The 16,216-nt window shown below is 41.2% G+C and carries 15 protein-coding genes; 3 read left to right on the plus strand and 12 right to left on the minus strand.

The features are described from left to right. Nucleotides 1-42 precede the first annotated feature (42 nt). From AHMF7605_RS01940 to AHMF7605_RS01990, 12 genes are all read right to left on the minus strand, one after another. A complete protein-coding gene (locus AHMF7605_RS01940) occupies nt 43-597 on the minus strand; it encodes a cupin domain-containing protein (RefSeq protein ID WP_106925925.1) in 555 nt (184 codons plus the stop codon). A 108-nt stretch (nt 598-705) separates the two neighbouring features. Next, nucleotides 706-1,236, minus strand: coding sequence for a hypothetical protein (locus tag AHMF7605_RS01945; RefSeq protein WP_106925927.1), 531 nt, complete (start codon nt 1,234-1,236; stop codon nt 706-708). Between the two features lie 249 nt (nt 1,237-1,485). Further along, nucleotides 1,486-2,310, minus strand: a complete 825-nt coding sequence (locus tag AHMF7605_RS01950) for a helix-turn-helix domain-containing protein (protein ID WP_106925929.1) — start codon at nt 2,308-2,310, stop codon at nt 1,486-1,488. 206 nt (nt 2,311-2,516) lie between these two features. Then, nucleotides 2,517-2,744: a helix-turn-helix domain-containing protein gene (locus AHMF7605_RS01955; protein WP_106925931.1), complete on the minus strand. Its 228-nt coding sequence runs from the start codon at nt 2,742-2,744 to the stop codon at nt 2,517-2,519. 419 nt (nt 2,745-3,163) lie between these two features. Further along, nucleotides 3,164-3,730, minus strand: a complete 567-nt coding sequence (locus tag AHMF7605_RS01960; protein ID WP_106925933.1) for a hypothetical protein — start codon at nt 3,728-3,730, stop codon at nt 3,164-3,166. Nucleotides 3,731-3,946: 216 nt separating this feature from the next. After that, nucleotides 3,947-5,131, minus strand: a complete 1,185-nt coding sequence (locus AHMF7605_RS01965) for an acyltransferase family protein (RefSeq protein WP_106925935.1) — start codon at nt 5,129-5,131, stop codon at nt 3,947-3,949. A gap of 255 nt (nt 5,132-5,386) precedes the next feature. After that, a complete protein-coding gene (locus AHMF7605_RS30385; protein WP_317046487.1) occupies nt 5,387-5,515 on the minus strand; it encodes a hypothetical protein in 129 nt (42 codons plus the stop codon). A gap of 197 nt (nt 5,516-5,712) precedes the next feature. Further along, the gene (locus tag AHMF7605_RS01970) at nt 5,713-6,279 is read right to left on the minus strand and encodes a cupin domain-containing protein (RefSeq protein ID WP_106925937.1); all 567 of its coding nucleotides are present in this window, start codon (nt 6,277-6,279) and stop codon (nt 5,713-5,715) included. 240 nt (nt 6,280-6,519) lie between these two features. Continuing rightward, nucleotides 6,520-7,599, minus strand: a complete 1,080-nt coding sequence (locus AHMF7605_RS01975; RefSeq protein WP_106925939.1) for a putative phage abortive infection protein — start codon at nt 7,597-7,599, stop codon at nt 6,520-6,522. Between the two features lie 257 nt (nt 7,600-7,856). After that, entirely contained in the window at nt 7,857-8,564 is a 708-nt protein-coding gene (locus AHMF7605_RS01980) for a hypothetical protein (RefSeq protein WP_106925941.1), read from the minus strand. A 525-nt stretch (nt 8,565-9,089) separates the two neighbouring features. Beyond that, nucleotides 9,090-9,728, minus strand: a complete 639-nt coding sequence (locus AHMF7605_RS01985) for a hypothetical protein (RefSeq protein WP_106925943.1) — start codon at nt 9,726-9,728, stop codon at nt 9,090-9,092. Between the two features lie 152 nt (nt 9,729-9,880). Next, entirely contained in the window at nt 9,881-10,414 is a 534-nt protein-coding gene (locus AHMF7605_RS01990; RefSeq protein WP_106925945.1) for a porin family protein, read from the minus strand. Nucleotides 10,415-10,981: 567 nt separating this feature from the next. Between AHMF7605_RS01990 and AHMF7605_RS01995 the strand changes: the two genes are divergently transcribed. From AHMF7605_RS01995 to AHMF7605_RS02010, 3 genes are all read left to right on the plus strand, one after another. Further along, nucleotides 10,982-12,892 (plus strand): sensor histidine kinase, encoded by a 1,911-nt coding sequence (locus AHMF7605_RS01995; protein ID WP_106925947.1) that lies wholly within the window; start codon nt 10,982-10,984, stop codon nt 12,890-12,892. Nucleotides 12,893-13,407: 515 nt separating this feature from the next. Then, nucleotides 13,408-14,784 (plus strand): ethanolamine permease, encoded by a 1,377-nt coding sequence (gene eat / locus AHMF7605_RS02005; protein ID WP_106925951.1) that lies wholly within the window; start codon nt 13,408-13,410, stop codon nt 14,782-14,784. After that, nucleotides 14,784-16,160 (plus strand): ethanolamine ammonia-lyase subunit EutB, encoded by a 1,377-nt coding sequence (locus AHMF7605_RS02010; RefSeq protein WP_106925953.1) that lies wholly within the window; start codon nt 14,784-14,786, stop codon nt 16,158-16,160. The genes eat and AHMF7605_RS02010 overlap by 1 nt, the downstream gene beginning before the upstream one ends. The last annotated feature ends 56 nt before the right edge of the window (nt 16,161-16,216 follow it).

The raw sequence follows: 16,216 nt of genomic DNA on the forward strand, positions 1-16,216 counted from the left end.
CAAAACAGCGGTTGGGTATGGGATATTAATTGGTAATCTATTTTATGCTTTTACGGGTTCGGGAGCGTCTGCAAAGTGCTGGTATTTTCCTAGCATCCGTCCAACCATATAGGTCAGCGGCATTACGGTTTTCTTAACGAATTTTGGTATTCCATATATATCGTATTCCTGCCCGTAGCGGGTTAAAAGGTAAGCGCTGTCAAATTTTTCGGGTTCTGCTTTGCCGGATTTGTTTTGCGCCTCGTAAATGGCTGAAAGAAAAAAGACAATGGTATTTGCCGGTTTTATCCAGCCCTGGCAATTTAAAATATCTTGGCCGGCATTCCAGAAACGGTGCGGTACACCGCGTTTAAATAGTACGGTTTCGCCCTCGTGCGCGTATCGTTCCTCCTGACCCAAAACGAGATACCCCAGTTTCCCGGAAACTACGGTTAATGCTTCGTCTTGCAGAAAATGGGTATGCATGGCGGGACCGTGTCCGGGCGTCACAAAGTTTTCGACTAGAACTTTGTCTCCATCGGGATCTTTTTGTACGCCGTGAAAAATTATTTTTTCACCTTCGCTGTTGGTGATGGTGTGCGGATAAGAAATTTTCATAGGTTACGTTTTTATAGGATTGGTTTTTTGTTTTTTATCTTTTTAAAAAATTGCTGGTGTATTAAGTAGGCTTAGCTGATTATTCTCATTTTGATTAAATGCCGGTGCTTAAACTCCTACTTGTTGCGGTGGTGCTACTCTAACTTTCGGATTTATTTGGTTAGTACTCCCTTTAGCGGCCGCTTTGGTTAAACCTAAAAACAACACTTGCGACAAAACAACCAGGACCACTAATCTAATCTGACTTAAAAGCTCCCAAAGCTGCGCCCGCTTGGTTAAAGCAGCATCTACGGTTTCGGAAAAGGCGGTACCGGTGATAGCGAGAAGTTCCGGTACAAAGTAGATAGCCGTAATAATCAGGATAATAAAGTAGCCCGATAAGGTTATCAGCATACTTTTTCTTCTTTCGGTTTTCCAGGAAAGAATAAGGGCAGTAATAAAAAGAAGCAAAGTAATTGGATGAATCAGCTGCCAGAAGGCGCCGGCATTCAGGCCGTATTGCCCTTGAAACATGCTCAACGAAGCGGGAGGGGCGGCGCTCCATTGCGGAACTACCGCTAAATGTTCATAAACCGCGGCTCCAATTACAACCGCAAAAGAAAGGCAAGCGAACGAGTAGGCAAGGTCTTTCACATTCATAATGAATACTAATTTTAGGTGGATACATTACATTTTTAGTAAAAATACTACCGGTATACAGCCCAAAAATTGTATCAAACGGACATCCTGCGGAAAAGAGGATTTTTTTATTAAATAATTGAGGTTTAAAGGAATAGAAGAACTAAAACAAAAAGATTTGACTGGCTTTTACCTAAAATTGGCGTGTTCGCAAATTGTTTTCTTCCGCCGAAAAAGCAAAGATAATTTAAGAGGGAAGATGGGTAAACCTTACTTTTCGGAGAGGGTAAAAATATGCCCGGGTAGTTCTCCCATTGCTTTTTTGTATTGCCGGGGAGTTAAACCCGTAAATAGTTTAAACGTTCTCGCAAAGTGAGCCTGGTCGTAAAAGCCGCAATTATAAGTTATTTCGGTAAGCGAGGGGTGCGGTTGGTGTATTTGGTGCAAAGCGGACAAGTATTTTTTATAAAGCACTAACTCTTCCGTACTCATTCCCAAGTATTCGTTGCACAATCTGCTTAAATGGCGGGGAGTAACATTGTATTTGTCGCTAAGAGCGTGTACGGAAAGATTAATAATTTCGGGGTCGGCATGCAGTTTAATAATGCGGTTGTTGGCCGCTAGTTCCGAACCTTCTTTTATTTTACACCTTACCCATTTCAGGATGGCCGCCACTTGTCCCGGAAAAGAAGGAGCCGCTCGTAGTTCCTCGGCTAAATTATCCAACGATTTACAAACTAAAGAACCGGCCAAAACCTGATCGTTAAATTCGAGAGTAGGAATATGGAAAATGTATTTCAGGGCAAAAGCATTAAACTGGATTCCCACAAAATACTGTTTGCTCCGGATAGATAAGTTATAAGGGGTAAAATTAATGCCGTTAATAAAATAACTGGGTAGGTTAAAAATATCTTTCTCGTTTGACCGGAAACTGGTTATATCCTCCGAAAAATTGAAAATAATTTCCGCCGTTCCTTTTGGCAGGATTGTTTCGGTGCGCTTAACTAACTGAATGTCCTGAATACGCCAAATATGCCGAATCAATAAATTTTCGGGGCTGGTATTCGGCTGGAATATATTGGCTATTCGCTCCATGCGTATTTGCAAGTTAGTTAAAATTGCCCTTTGCTGCTAACAAATGCTTGCTGTTTATGGCGGATTACATAGCGGCTAAGCTTGACTAAAGATATCCTATTTAATAAAATCACCATTTCTGAACAGCTTCCGTCAGCCCGAATGAAAGTTGGTAGTAACCTGCAGCCGATGGTACAACGTTTGGCCCCACTAACGCCAACCCTGGGCTAGCGGTTTGTTGTTAGTTTGTCGTTGTTCACGTATTCCAAAATATCACCCGGTTGACAGTTCAGGGCTTTACAAATGGCGTCTAAGGTGCTAAAACGGATTGCTTTTGCCTTACCTGTCTTCAAGATGGAAAGATTAGATAATGTCAAATCAACTCTTTCGGCAAGTTCATTCAAAGAAATTTTTCTCTTTGCCATTATCACATCTAAGTTTACAACAATTGGCATACCTTAAACAGTTAAATCGTTTTTGTGTTGGATTGCAACTCCTTTTTTAAAGATAGTTGCAATCCCATAAATTACAACTCCCATCCATATAAATGCTTGGCTATCTGCCCAAAACTGGTTTAGGTTGTTCATAACATAGCCCTTATGCTGCGGTTTTTGGCGGGTTGTCGGGCTACATAGCTTAGTATTTTAATTAAAAAGTGAAGTAACTAATTCGTGTTATTTGCCTTGAGACAACACTGTTGAATGGGTTTGATAAATCTATAGTGTGCATAAGTATGACAACTACCTAAAATAAGTATGCTTTCAGAAGCGAGATGATCAAGATAACCGGACTTAAGCCGAACAGCGAACTGCTGCTGATGCTAACAACGTCCAGCCAAACTTGCAGCAAACCCCATGCTGCCGGCCGTTTTATTTCACTCGTATTCGTCATCGTCTGCAAGAGGGTAGACTGACCAGTCCCAATACTCCAAAATGCTTTCTTCAAACCTGTCGTTGCTTTCATTGTAAGCATGAGCATGTGGAACCGGAAAAGAAAAATTTTGTTCTTTGAAGCCTTCTTTGTCCAAAAGGGTAATATATTTTTCAGTCTGCCCGTACGCAAAAATTAGGTTGTGTTGGTCATAAATAAATCTTCCCGAATTGTCAAGTGTACAAATCCAAAGATGGTGTCTGCCGTCCGTTTCAAAATACAGTTTGTATTCAAGCAGAAAATGTTTCAATTCTTCTTTTGTTTCAATTAAGGGTGATTGATAACGTCCACGTTCGTTGTCAAGTCGTGATACGACTAAAACATAGAGGATGTAAAATGGCGGGGTTAATGTGTCAACAAGTCTAAGAATTAATTCAATTTGATTTTTTGAAGCTGCTATTATAAGTCGGCTATGCTCAACTTCATAAATTTTTCCGTAGTCGTGAGTAATCTCATGTCCTTTACTGTCATAAGAAGTAAATTTTGCTTCGGATAAAAGTTCAGGCTCCATAATTTTTGTTCACTGAAAAGATGTCTCTGTTAAAACTTATTGCTGTCGTTCAAAAAAATTGCAGGCAACGTTCGAGTATTTGCGAAGGCAGGGAATTCAATGATTGTCCAGCCCGGTACAAATGACCCATTAAAATTATATTCTTGAAGTTATGAACCAAAGTTGAAAATTGAACGTCGAGCCCGAACTGCTGCTGATGCCGGCACATAGCTGAAGTTACAACTTCCTGCCCTGCTTTTGCAAATACCTTGTTGGTGGCAGTTTTTTATCTTTCGTGTAAATAAACTGCCTTGCTAACCATTTTCTGATTGGCAAATCATACATTTTCAATGCTGCGTACGCCAGGGCAATTGCTCCTATTATCAATAAAATACCTATTAGAGCACCTTGTGCTAGTGGCGTTTTATTGTTGGTAATCCAGGCATAATAAACGCAGACAAAAGGAAAATGGGTAATGTAAAGCGGGTATGAAATATCGCCCAGAAAAGTGCAGACCTTTTGGCTCCTAACTCCTTTCACTTCCCCAATGGCGCCCAGGTATATTATTAGCGGGAAAACAAGGACAATGATTAGAGCCTCATACAACCCGTTTAACCAAAGATGCTCGTGACCTCCCACGCGTGGAAAACTTAAAACCAAAACCAATAAAGCACTGGTTAACAAAAAAGTCCTTTTATTGCTTCCAATCTTCACGGTCCTGCGCAGTAGCATGCCTGCCATGTAAGGAAACAGAAGACGGGTGAAGCCAATTCGTAATTGTTCTGGCTCCAATGACCACCCGCCAATCAAATCACCTGATGTTTTGGTTATCGCCAAATGGAACAAAGCAACAGCCGCCATGAATACGAACAGGGAAAGAACCAGGTTGGGTAATTTTCTTAAAATAAATACATGTAAAATGTTTGCCAGATACTCAAAAAACAGCGACCAGGCCGGTCCGTTAAGCGGATGCATTTCGTTCCAGCCCCGAATATCCATCGCTGGTGGTATCGGGATCAAAGAATACCCAACACCCGTTATCATAACCAACTGCCAAACCGGTGTACCGGCTATTTTCGGAAAAACGGCTGACGCTTGTGAATAGAAAAGCAAAGCACCAAAGGTCATTCCCAGGATGATGAGCGGGTGCAACCGTATCAACCTGCGCTTGCAAAAATCAACAACAGTCATCTTGTTCCAGCGGTCGTCATAGGCATGTGCCATAACATACCCGGAAAGCATAAAGAAAAAATCAACCGCCAAATAGCCATGGTTGATAAACAGTTTGTGGTAGTCGCCTTCGCAAAACAATTCGAAGGTGTGCATTGTAACGACCATGATGGCAGCAAGCCCGCGCAAAGCATCCAGAATGAGCAGATGCTTCTTTGAGTCAATGAAAGTGGAGTTAGAATTTTGTATCACTTTGTTTTCTAATTATATCAATGCTTTGCCAATTGCCACCAACGTTTGCCCGCTTGCTGAAGTAGCGGCATTGGCAGTTCTGTCGTTGATTTATTTTATGAGGTACACAAAATGTTCGTCGGTTTAATCCCTGTATTTCAACCGCTAATTTAGCAAGCATTTGTTAGGGGCGCTTTGCCATCTAAAGCATATCAGCCCAAGGCATTTTCTTTTATGCGTGATCTCACCACCTGCGTTTACAATTCGCTTTCAGCGTCAATAGCCCGTTGCCTGGCCGTCTTTGCGAGATTCTGAAGCGCCATAGTATACGCCGCCCTTCAGCATAATGGCTTGATAGCCCCCAAAAATGCCTTTGCCCATTCGGATAAGGTGTCCTTTGTCCATTAAACTGCTGATAACCTCCGGCTTAAATCCAGACTCAAGATAAGTACTGCCGACACGTTCTATATGACCGCCGTAATTTGTAGTTCCTTCGTGAAATCTCGCCCGGACTGAAGGCGAATAGCGAACAAATGCTGGTGCAAACAACTTCCAGCTACACTTGCAGCAAGCCCCATGTTGTGTGAAATTTTTCCTTCCAGCTAGTCAATTTTCAAAGGTGGTCCAACAACCTGCATGTCATTATCTGCAAAAATTTTTGCTATTTCCTGCTGACTTGGTTCATGGTTTAACGAAGCCATAGTCACAAAGAAATTTTCCAATTTCCCTGCCGGTTGCATTATTACAGTCATTTTTCCTTTTTCTGATACTTGTGTCCAAGCATGAGCGACTTGTCTTGGCAAAAAGATACTGTCACCAGTTGTTAAATTATATATTTCGTCTCCTACCTTAAACTTATATGCACCTTGTATGACATAAAATATTTCGTCCTGTGCATTGTGAATGTGTAAAGGTGTTCCTTTGCCCTGCGACAGTGAAGTCTGCTCAAAAATTGCAAGTTCGCCATTAGTGTCGCTTCCAGAAACTTTCACATCAAGAATATTTGAGTTTACTCCTTTCAATTTAATGTGTCCGTGAATTCGCCCTTCGCCTGCTAATATCTTAAACCCTTTTTTTTGTCTAGGCAATTTGTCCTTCAATTGCGAAAGTGCAAAAAGTGGAGCTGACATTACAGTCAGAATAGATGCAATAAATTTGTTTCTTTTCATGTCTGTAATTATCTAAAAGTTTGTAATAAAGTTACATACAACGAACAGGGCTTGCTGCAGGTGTGGAATTAGTATTCCGTCTGCCCGGAACCGCTGCTGAATAATGAACTAAAGTACAGTTCAAAAACCAAAAGCCCAATAGCATTCCGTCAAGCCCGGACTGAATCCGAGTAGCGAACTGCTGCCGAAGCTAACAACGTCCAGCCCCACTTGCACAAAGCTTCATGTTGTGCGTTCGCCTTATCCGAAAGTAACATCGAACCTATTTAGAATATGCTCAATCTCCGCTTTTAACTCTAACGTTGAAGGCAAATCAATGAATTTTTCCCTAGCTTGTGTTAAGCCGTCTAACAGGTTAGTTAATTTGATATTTTGTCGGAAAAGTTCATTCGATTTCCTCGATGCACAGAAATAGAAAATTAAAATAAGTTCTTGAGTACTTAGGTTACTTTTTAAGTAGTCAATAAAAAACTGATTTCCATTATTTTCGATTATGAAGTTTATAAGGTATGATAAACTTTTGGTGTAGCCATCCGTAAATCCGCTAAATTCACGATAAATATCATCATAGACGGTTATATAGATGTTTTCTCTCTCACTGAAATCTATTTTGTAAAAATTGACGTGACCTATTGCCCTTAACGCGTTGTTTGCATTTTCATTTTTATTGTCGGTACTTCCAACAACATGTTTGATGTATTCCCATCTGTCATTAAAACCTTTTCTCTCTACTATCGATTGTTTTAGTTTCTTTGCGTTATCGGGAGATGGTAAATCATTCAGAGTAGTCGCTTGAAGGATTTTAATATAATGAACCAAATCTATTTTTTCAGGCTGTTTGGCCAATAGTTGTCGACCTAATCCAATACATTCAAAGTCAATCTTTTTGAAGAATATGTTGACTAAGTTATCTAGAGCTTTATAACTTGTGTTTTCGGAGTAAGAAAAATTAATTATTCGTTGGTTGAGATTGTCAACAAGACGAAAAAATAGCTGCTCTTTCAATAGATTGGTTTGTTCTTTTTGATTTCTATTGAAGATGTCAACTTGGATTTTGTTTGCTTTTAGTTGCATATAAAAAGCAAGAAATGTAATGAACACTCCAGCCAAAGCAATAAAGGGGTTCATTAGTCCTCCAATAGTATCACCAATTGGTCCAGTGTCCTTGAAGTTGTATCGTTGATTATTTGATGGACCCGTGAAAATAATCGGGGCTAAAAATGAAAATAGGATTAGTATTACTGAAAGAACTATTAATCCGATAATTACATTGTCATTTTTTTCCGACTTATCTACATTGTCTTGACTTTCTAATGCCATTTAAGAATTTATTGAGTTAGTTCAAGTTTAAAAGAGGTTACAAAGGGTGACGCACAACGAACAGGTATTGCTGCAGTTTGGGCATTTGAAACTCGTCACGCCGGGACTGCTGCTGATAACTGTACTGTTGCTGATGTTTTGTTCAAAAGTCAAATTTATAACGTCAAGCCGGAATTAAAGCTGAATTTTTAACTGCTGCTGATGCTTACAACGTCCAGCCCAAATTGCAGCAATACCCATGTTGTGCGTAGTTAAAGTCAGGCAACGTTTAATAAGTCAGTCTGAATTTTTGTCAAACAAAAAGAAACTTGCGGATAATAGTCATTAAGCCTACTTCTTGCTTCTTGCAGAACTGTCCTTATTTGTTCATCATCTGTGAGTGGCGAAATAGTTTCTCGTATTACATAAGAAGGTGTGTGAGTATACTTATCAACTCCGTTGTCTTCAAGCAATTTTGAAATCCAACTGTCCAAGTCATTGTCGTCAAGCATCGGAGTTGTAAAGTCTAAAAAATAATTGAAGAGAGAAACTAAAAAGCGTTTTTCTAAAAGGTTATCAGCTGTTAATAAGATTGCAGCGGATTTAGAGCGAACCTCAATTCTATTATAGTCATTTTTATTTCTTTCTTTTTCAATAAAGTCCTTGATAAAAATTATGCGCTTATTATAATCATCAATTGTGTTGTCGGACATAAAGTATATTTTTTGCGGGTCGCTTTTTGTCACACCTTCAATTTCAGGGATGTCAATAGTGCTTTCGTCCTTAAGCGGTAATGCAGCAATACAGAAGTCAATGATTTTAATGTATTCTGCGTGTATTGTATTGAAGGTTTGATAAACTGGGAGTATTACTTCCTTAAACTTCTTTTCACGCTGCGCTTGCTCATATTCGCCTATTTTGAAAATTATGTCAAAAAAGTCCTTGAAGGCTTTTGCAAGAATTCCGAAGGATGGCAATGATAGCATTTCAATGATTTTGGTTGGTCAATTAATTACGCACAACTCTTAAATAGACGCATGTTTTCGCCTATTGTAAACAAATATACAAATACCACCTGTTTTTGCAATTCGTGAAAATGTTTTTTGTAATTCATCTATATTTCAACAAATTATGTGTATACTAAGCCATTCAGCCATACAAAATGCGTTACGCGTATTTGGTATGGCTGGATGCGGTGCTTTTAAAACCCGGCAATACCAAATACGCGTATCGCATTTTGTATTACTAAATAAGTCGATACTATAAAATGCACCGCCTGATTTTTCAAGGTATGTAATTTATTGCTTTTTCTTGTTTACTGGGTTATTTTTTACTAGTTTGATGTTACTAATCCAGAACAATACTAAGCTCCATTAAAAACTATTGTTTTGAAATTTCTTTTTAAGGAAAATGTAAATTCCATTTACCCTTTAAAGGAGCAAATGGAATTTTACTGCCTGAATGAATGGTTTGAATATTCTTTGTTCGTTCCGGCTCAAGGCAGAATTTTATTATTCGCCGTCGTTTACGTCCATGTTTAACTTCTGGAACGTGCCGCCGAAGCTGCCTTTTAGGGTTTTACCGTTTTCCAAAGTTAAGTTATATTCCGTGGTAATTACCGGTAGAGCACCCGTTACTTTAATGGTGCCGCCGGTAATTTTTACATCGGCTTCTTCTTCCCAGTTTTTGTCGCCGTCGGTGTCCATCCGCACAATAGATTCGTAAAAGAACGCCTTATTTTTGTATTTGGCTTCTACTTGGGCCGGAGTTAAATTTATATCGGCCGCCATATTGGTATACTCAAAAGTACCGGGCTTAAAGCTGGCGCCATCCGGCGAAAGCAGCGCTCCTAACAACGCAATTTTACCATCCTGCATTTCGGTAATTTCCCCGTCATTCGAAAATTTAGGCGTTCCATCAGTCAGGAACAAGAAATCTAAATGATGCGTAGGCGCGTTGCCGAATAATTTTATGCCGTTGCCTAGGGCATAGTAGCCGTTTTTAATCGTAAACTTTTCGCCGTTGTACTCGGTGTTGCCGCTTGGTTTGGGGTTGTTGTTGTCATTGTCATCATCGGTGGTGCAGGAAGTAGCGAAGAAACCAAAGGAAAGCAGAATAGCAATTAACTTAAAATTGAATAAGGTTTTCATAGTTGTAAATAGAATGGATTTGAATAAATTGTTTAAGGTTGCGATTAGATAGTTTTATTTTGACTAATGGAGGGATGAATTAATTTTTAATTGGGTAAATGGTAACTGGTAAATGGTAACTGATTATTGGTAATTGGTAATTGGTAAGCGTTTTAAAATTTAGCCGTGATGCCCAGGCGCAGCGCGGAAACGCCGTAGCCTATTTCAGCAAAACCACCTAGTTTTTCCGAGAATAGGTACCGGCTACCGGCGTGTACCCCTAAGAAAATACCACCGGAGTAAGGACTTTTGAAATCATTATAATCGGTGTTGTCGTTGTACCAGGCCGTTCTGATTCCGAGCGATACCCCGGCATACGGGTCAAATTTGCTGTCGTCCATGTCCAGGTCTTTCAGCAACTCGCCCAAATGGTAAGAGCCGCGAGCCCCGAAATACAGGAAATTGTAGTTCCACTTGTAGCCGAAAGATTGGTAGCCGTACCGGGCATAGTCGAAAAAGCCACCAATGGAAATATTATTTTTGTAATCTACCTCCAAAGAGGCCCCAATGGGAATACCACCGGCGGTATAAGCCGCTAAACCAATGCCGGCGTTTAAATATTTGTTTTTAACAGGCGTTTGGGCTTGCGCTTGAGAAATGGTAAAAAAAGCTACTAAACAGAACAGAAATAAGGTAAATTTTTTCATGAGGTGTAAATTGATTTGTTTGGGTGGATTAATGGTTTAAACTGGTTTTAAAATTTTACTGATTAGTTTAAATGGTTTACTGGTTTATTTGCCTTGTTTGATAGAACAAAGGTACTAACTGCTTCTGCCCAGGAGAATAGGCGTTATTACTCATTTATCTAGGTAGTAGTGCTTATATTAGAAATAATTAAATTATATTTAGATAAAAGGCTAACGAGTTAATTCTGTCTTCTGGCTTTATTTGATTGATTAGTAAACAATTATAATTTTCAATCAAACGTGCTTCCTTAAACTAAAAATAAATAAAGCCGCGTAACCCAGGTTAACCAAGGAATAATTCATATAAAATTAAATTTAAAAATTATAAATTTGACTGGAAGAGGTAGCGAAAAAGTAGTCAAAATTTTACCGGCTAATTTCAAGAGTTTTAATTTTTTGAAGCGGCTAAATAGAGAATAGAATGCTTCCGGAATTTATAATATTTTTCTACATTCAATAGCGGTTTACCGGTTACTTAAAACTTACGGCTTACTTATATTCTTACCTGTAATTTTATTACCTGCTGTTATGCGTTTTCATATTCTTTTGTCGGTGTTACTGTTAAGTTTAATACAGTTCGTCTGCGTTTCATCTTCCTGGGCCGCAGCGGAACCGCTCATAACTTTAAAAAGCAAATTAATTAGTTACGATATTGGCAACCAGGTTTATTTACGCGAAGACCCTACCGGAAAACTAACTTTTGATCAGGTGAAGGCGCAACGTGCCTTATTTACCAGAAGCCAGCAGGAAGCGCCGGTGTACGGGCCTTCTTCTTCGGCGGTTTGGGCAGTGTTCCGGGTCCGTAATAACAGCCCGGAAGATAAATGGTACCTGGAAGTGGGTAGTTCTTTTCTGCACGAAGTAGATTTATACCGCGAGACCACCAACGGCAACTTTGAGAAAATAAAATCCGGGGCGGGACAACCCTACGAATCCCGCCCCGTGAAAACAAACCGGTTAATTTTACCGCTTAACCTGCCCGCTGGGGCCGAACATACGTACTATGCGCGTTTCCGGAGCCGCAACATTCTGCGTTTTCCCCTGCAAATAGCTACCATGCCGGCGCTTTACGAGAAGAACCACACCATTGACCTCTTGAATGGTATTTACTTTGGTTTGCTGTTCGCCCTGATGATGTACAATTTATTCGTCTATTTTTCTTTGGGTGATAAAGCGTATTTGTTTTACATTTTATTTATCTTTTCGATTGCGGCCGATACTGCCTGTATCCGGGGTTACCTGTTGGAATGGCTGCCCGGGCCCCTCGCCTGGATAGTACACATCCGGCTGTTTGCGGGTTTAGCCATTTTGTTTTCGCTGTGGTTTACCAATGCTATTTTACAAGTAAAACAGTATTTACCCAAACTTTACCGCTTGCGCTGGATTATTGTGGTATCGGTGGGCATTATCATGCTGTTAAACTTACTGCGCCTGTATGTCTGGAGTTTTGCCTGGATGTTAATTTCCTTTATTCCGGTTTATTTGTACGTGTACACGGCCGGTATTCTGATTTACCGGCGCGGCTTTAAACCGGCGCTTTATTATACTTTAGGTTTAGCCGCCTTAGGTATCGGTATTTTAATTTATATCGCTAAAGACAATAATTTAGTACCCGAAACGGCTTTTACCGAAAGCAGTCTGCAACTCGGTTCGTTCATTGAAGCAGTAGTTTTATCGTACGCGTTGGCCAGCAAGTTTAATTTTTACAAGCTGGAAAAAGAACAAGCGCAAGCTCAGGCCATGCAGCAGGCCATTGCTTTCTCGCAGGAATTAATTCAGTCGCAGGAAAACGAGCGTAAACGCATTGCCGCCGAACTGCACGACAGTGTGGGGCAGAGTTTAATTCTGATGAAAAACCGTATTCTTCTGCTGAAAAAACGCTTAGATGACCCCGAAAGATTAGCCCGCCACGCCGACGATTTAACTGAAACTGTTTCTCATACCATCAGCGAAATCCGGACTATTTCTTACGGGCTGCGTCCTTTTCAGTTAGACATGCTGGGGCTCACGCAATCCATTAACGGCCTGGCCGACGAGGTGGCCGAAGGCAGCGGTATTGACATCCGGGTAAAAGCTGATTCGATCGATAACTTATTTCCGAAAGAACAAGAAATTAACGTGTACCGCATTGTGCAGGAATGTTTAAATAACATTGTAAAACACTCCGGCGCTACCAGTGCCCACGTGAACATTATTCGGGAAAACGGTCAAATACAGCTGAGCGTGGAAGATAACGGGAAAGGAATGAACCCGGCAAATACCCAATCGGCGCCTAAAAGCGGGTTTGGTTTACGCGGGATGCAAGAACGACTCAGTATATTAACGGGTAAATTACAAATTAAGTCCGCCGAGCCCCAAGGTACTATTATTCAAATTACGCTACCGGTTACAACACTTGCCCCAGTACTAACCCCTGCCACCAGCGAATATGTTTCTTAAATTTCTTAACGTTATCTATTGCGTACTTTAATTAGGAAAATTCCACTTTTATCCCAACAGTTTGCCGGCTACCATAATTCTGGCAGCCGTATATTAGGTTCTATCTTCTTAACTGTAATCCAAATCTGGGAGCTTCCTTTTTTAGGCTTTAAACCATTGGCGAATAAAGCGAAACCTAAGGTCCGGTTTGGCTCATTTTTAAAACCCTGCCATTTTTCTATTGTGGGCCAATGTTATCTTGCCAAAACTTAACTATAAAAAAAAACAAAGGTTTCGCGGAAAGCCAATGCTGCTAATCCTATACAGGCAGTGCCGCCTTGGTAAAGCCAATCATGACAGAAGGGGAAGATAATTTTAGAATTTATTTTTGGCTAAGTGGATTTATTTTTAGGTATATTTTTAAAATATTAATCTAAATTGTTGCTATATGCTTTCATTTTAAAGTATTTACCCGATAAATTTAGCTGTTACCCGTAAATTATCGTAAATTTTCATCTCTATCAAATTACAATGGTATGACTCCAACTCAACCCGAATTAAAAAAGGTTTTAAAGCCGGTTCATCTCTGGGCAATGGGAGTGGGGCTGGTTATTTCGGGAGAGTATTTTGGTTGGAACTACGGTTGGGGAGTAGCCGGAACACTGGGATTTCTAGTGGCTACCTTACTGGTAACTATTTTCTACCTTACGTTTGTCTTTAGTTTTACCGAGCTAACTACTTCTATTCCGCACGCCGGCGGCCCTTTTGCTTACGCCTACCGGGCCATGGGACCCCTCGGCGCTTTGATAGCCGGCTACGCTACTCTGGTAGAATTTGTCTTTGCTGCACCGGCCATTGCTTTTGCCTTAGGAAGTTACGTGCATTTTTTGTATCCTTCGGTTCCCGTATTAGTTACGGCTTTAGGTAGTTACGTGGTTTTTACCGGCTTAAATGTATTAGGCGTTAAAGAATCGGCTTTATTTTCGGTGGTGGTAACTACTTTGGCGGTGCTGGAGTTAGTAGTTTACCTGGGTATTGTGGCGCCAGCGTTTAAACCCGCCAACTTTTTTCATAATCCATTGCCGTTTGGCTGGTGGGGCGTATTTGCGGCCTTGCCTTTTGCCATTTGGCTGTACGTGTGCATCGAAGGCATAGCCATGGTGGCCGAAGAAGTAAAAGACAGCAAAAAAGCCATTGCGAAAGGGTATATTTCCAGTATTTTAACTTTACTCGTATTAGCCCTGGCCGTAATGATTATAACCGGCGGAATTACCGATTGGAAAAATCTGGCTACCATTGATTATCCTTTGCCCGCTGCCATTGGCCTGGTATTAGGTAAAAATAATCCGGTTACCCAGTTATTTGCCGGAATTGGTTTGTTTGGTTTAGTGGCCTCTTTTCACGGTATTATTTTAACGTATTCGCGGCAGGTATTTGCTTTGGCTCGTAGCCGTTATTTACCGGTTTCGCTATCCCGGATTCATTCTCGTTTTAAAACCCCGCATTGGGCCTTATCAGCGGGAGCCGGCTTTGGCATACTCGCTTTGTTTTTCCTGGATACCAGTAAACTGGTTATCTTATCTACGTTCGGGGCAGTGGTCATGTACTTGGTAAGTATGGTTAGTTTATTTATTTTACGAAAGAAAGAACCTCATTTACCGCGGCCATTTAAAGCTCCTGGTTATCCGTACTTGCCGGCTATTGCTATTTTGCTGGCCGCCGTTTCCGCTTTGGCTATTTTGTATTACTATACCTGGTTGTGTATCCTGTTCGTAGCTGGTTTATGTATTACTTTTTTAATTTTTTATTTAACCGGCAGTCATAAAAAGCTGATAAGCCAGGATGTTACTTTAAAATCGGTACCTACGGCCGGAATACCTCTGGTGAACCCGGTCCCTAACTCTTCGGAATAATGAGCTATCGCTATACCATCCGTCAGCATACTTACACTTTCCCGGATTTGAAAGTGTTACTGGCCAAAGCTTCGCCGTACCGGTCCGGCGATGTTTTAGCTGGTTTAGCTGCTCTTACTTACGAAGAAAGAGTGGCCGCGCAACTAACCCTGGCCGACGTACCCCTGCAGATTTTTCTAAACGAAGCCCTGATTCCGTACGAAGAAGATGAAGTTACCCGCCTTATTATCGATACCCATTCGGCAACGGCTTTTGCCCCGATTCGGCATTTTACGGTAGGTGAATTTCGCGATTGGTTACTCAGCGATAAGGCGGATACCCTTACTTTGCAGCAATTAGGACCCGGCATAACGCCCGAAATGGCCGCCGCCGTGAGTAAATTAATGCGCAACCAGGACCTGATTGGCGTAGCGCAGAAATGCGAAAATATTACGCGGTTCCGCAATACTATTGGTTTAAAAGGCCATTTAGCTACGCGCTTGCAACCCAACCATCCTACGGATCATCCGAAAGGAATTGCGGCAGTGGTATTGGATGGTTTATTGAACGGGAGCGGGGATGCGGTAATTGGTATTAATCCGGCCAGCGACCATCCGGCTACGGCGGCTCTCTTGCTGGAGATGCTCGATTACGTGCGGCAACAATACTATATTCCAACGCAAAGTTGTATTTTATGCCACGTAACTACTACCCTGGAGTTAATAGAACAACATGCTCCCGTGGACTTGGTTTTCCAATCTATTGGCGGTACCGAAAAAGCGAATCAGAGCTTTGGTATTCACTTGGCTTTATTGCAGGAAGCCTACGAAGCGGCCTTGTCTTTAAAACGGGGCACCATCGGGAACAACGTCATGTATTTTGAAACGGGTCAGGGGAGCGCCTTGTCGGCGAATGCCCACTTTGATGTAGACCAGCAAACCTGCGAAGCGCGGGCATACGCGGTGGCGCGCCACTTTAAACCGCACCTGGTAAATTCGGTGGTAGGCTTTATTGGGCCGGAATACTTATACAACGGCAAGCAGATTATCCGGGCGGCTCTCGAAGACCATTTCTGCGCGAAAATTATGGGCTTGCCCATGGGCGTAGATATTTGCTATACCAATCACGCCGATGCCGACCAGGATGATATGGATAATTTGTTGACACTTTTAGGCGTGGCGGGTTGTAACTTTATCATGGGGGTACCGGGCGCCGATGATATTATGTTGAATTACCAGTCCACTTCTTTTCACGATGCTTTGTATATCCGGAAAGTGCTGGGCTTGCGACCGGCTCCCGAGTTTGAAGAGTGGTTGTTGCAGCAAGGAATTATAAACAAATCCGGCCAAATTTTACCCGTTAGCAGCAGTCATCCTTTGCTGCAGCAATTAGCTTAAAACTTGATAAAAATTAGTATATTGTAACAATAGAAAAGCTTAAATCTTCTATTCAA

This window comes from Adhaeribacter arboris, from assembly GCF_003023845.1.
In the GTDB taxonomy this organism is placed as follows: domain Bacteria; phylum Bacteroidota; class Bacteroidia; order Cytophagales; family Hymenobacteraceae; genus Adhaeribacter; species Adhaeribacter arboris.

Excerpts from the sequence above, each read along its gene's own strand:
- AHMF7605_RS01960 (WP_106925933.1), bottom strand. The coding sequence starts at position 3,730 with ATGGAGCCTGAACTTTTATCCGAAGCAAAATTTACTTCTTATGACAGT.
- AHMF7605_RS01990 (WP_106925945.1), bottom strand. The coding sequence starts at position 10,414 with ATGAAAAAATTTACCTTATTTCTGTTCTGTTTAGTAGCTTTTTTTACC.
- AHMF7605_RS01970 (WP_106925937.1), bottom strand. The coding sequence starts at position 6,279 with ATGAAAAGAAACAAATTTATTGCATCTATTCTGACTGTAATGTCAGCT.
- AHMF7605_RS30385 (WP_317046487.1), bottom strand. The coding sequence starts at position 5,515 with ATGGACAAAGGACACCTTATCCGAATGGGCAAAGGCATTTTTGGGGGC.
- AHMF7605_RS01940 (WP_106925925.1), bottom strand. The coding sequence starts at position 597 with ATGAAAATTTCTTATCCGCACACCATCACCAACAGCGAAGGTGAAAAA.
- eat (WP_106925951.1), top strand. The coding sequence starts at position 13,408 with ATGACTCCAACTCAACCCGAATTAAAAAAGGTTTTAAAGCCGGTTCAT.
- AHMF7605_RS02010 (WP_106925953.1), top strand. The coding sequence starts at position 14,784 with ATGAGCTATCGCTATACCATCCGTCAGCATACTTACACTTTCCCGGAT.
- AHMF7605_RS01975 (WP_106925939.1), bottom strand. The coding sequence starts at position 7,599 with ATGGCATTAGAAAGTCAAGACAATGTAGATAAGTCGGAAAAAAATGAC.
- AHMF7605_RS01985 (WP_106925943.1), bottom strand. The coding sequence starts at position 9,728 with ATGAAAACCTTATTCAATTTTAAGTTAATTGCTATTCTGCTTTCCTTT.
- AHMF7605_RS01995 (WP_106925947.1), top strand. The coding sequence starts at position 10,982 with ATGCGTTTTCATATTCTTTTGTCGGTGTTACTGTTAAGTTTAATACAG.
- AHMF7605_RS01950 (WP_106925929.1), bottom strand. The coding sequence starts at position 2,310 with ATGGAGCGAATAGCCAATATATTCCAGCCGAATACCAGCCCCGAAAAT.
- AHMF7605_RS01945 (WP_106925927.1), bottom strand. The coding sequence starts at position 1,236 with ATGAATGTGAAAGACCTTGCCTACTCGTTCGCTTGCCTTTCTTTTGCG.
- AHMF7605_RS01955 (WP_106925931.1), bottom strand. The coding sequence starts at position 2,744 with ATGCCAATTGTTGTAAACTTAGATGTGATAATGGCAAAGAGAAAAATT.
- AHMF7605_RS01980 (WP_106925941.1), bottom strand. The coding sequence starts at position 8,564 with ATGCTATCATTGCCATCCTTCGGAATTCTTGCAAAAGCCTTCAAGGAC.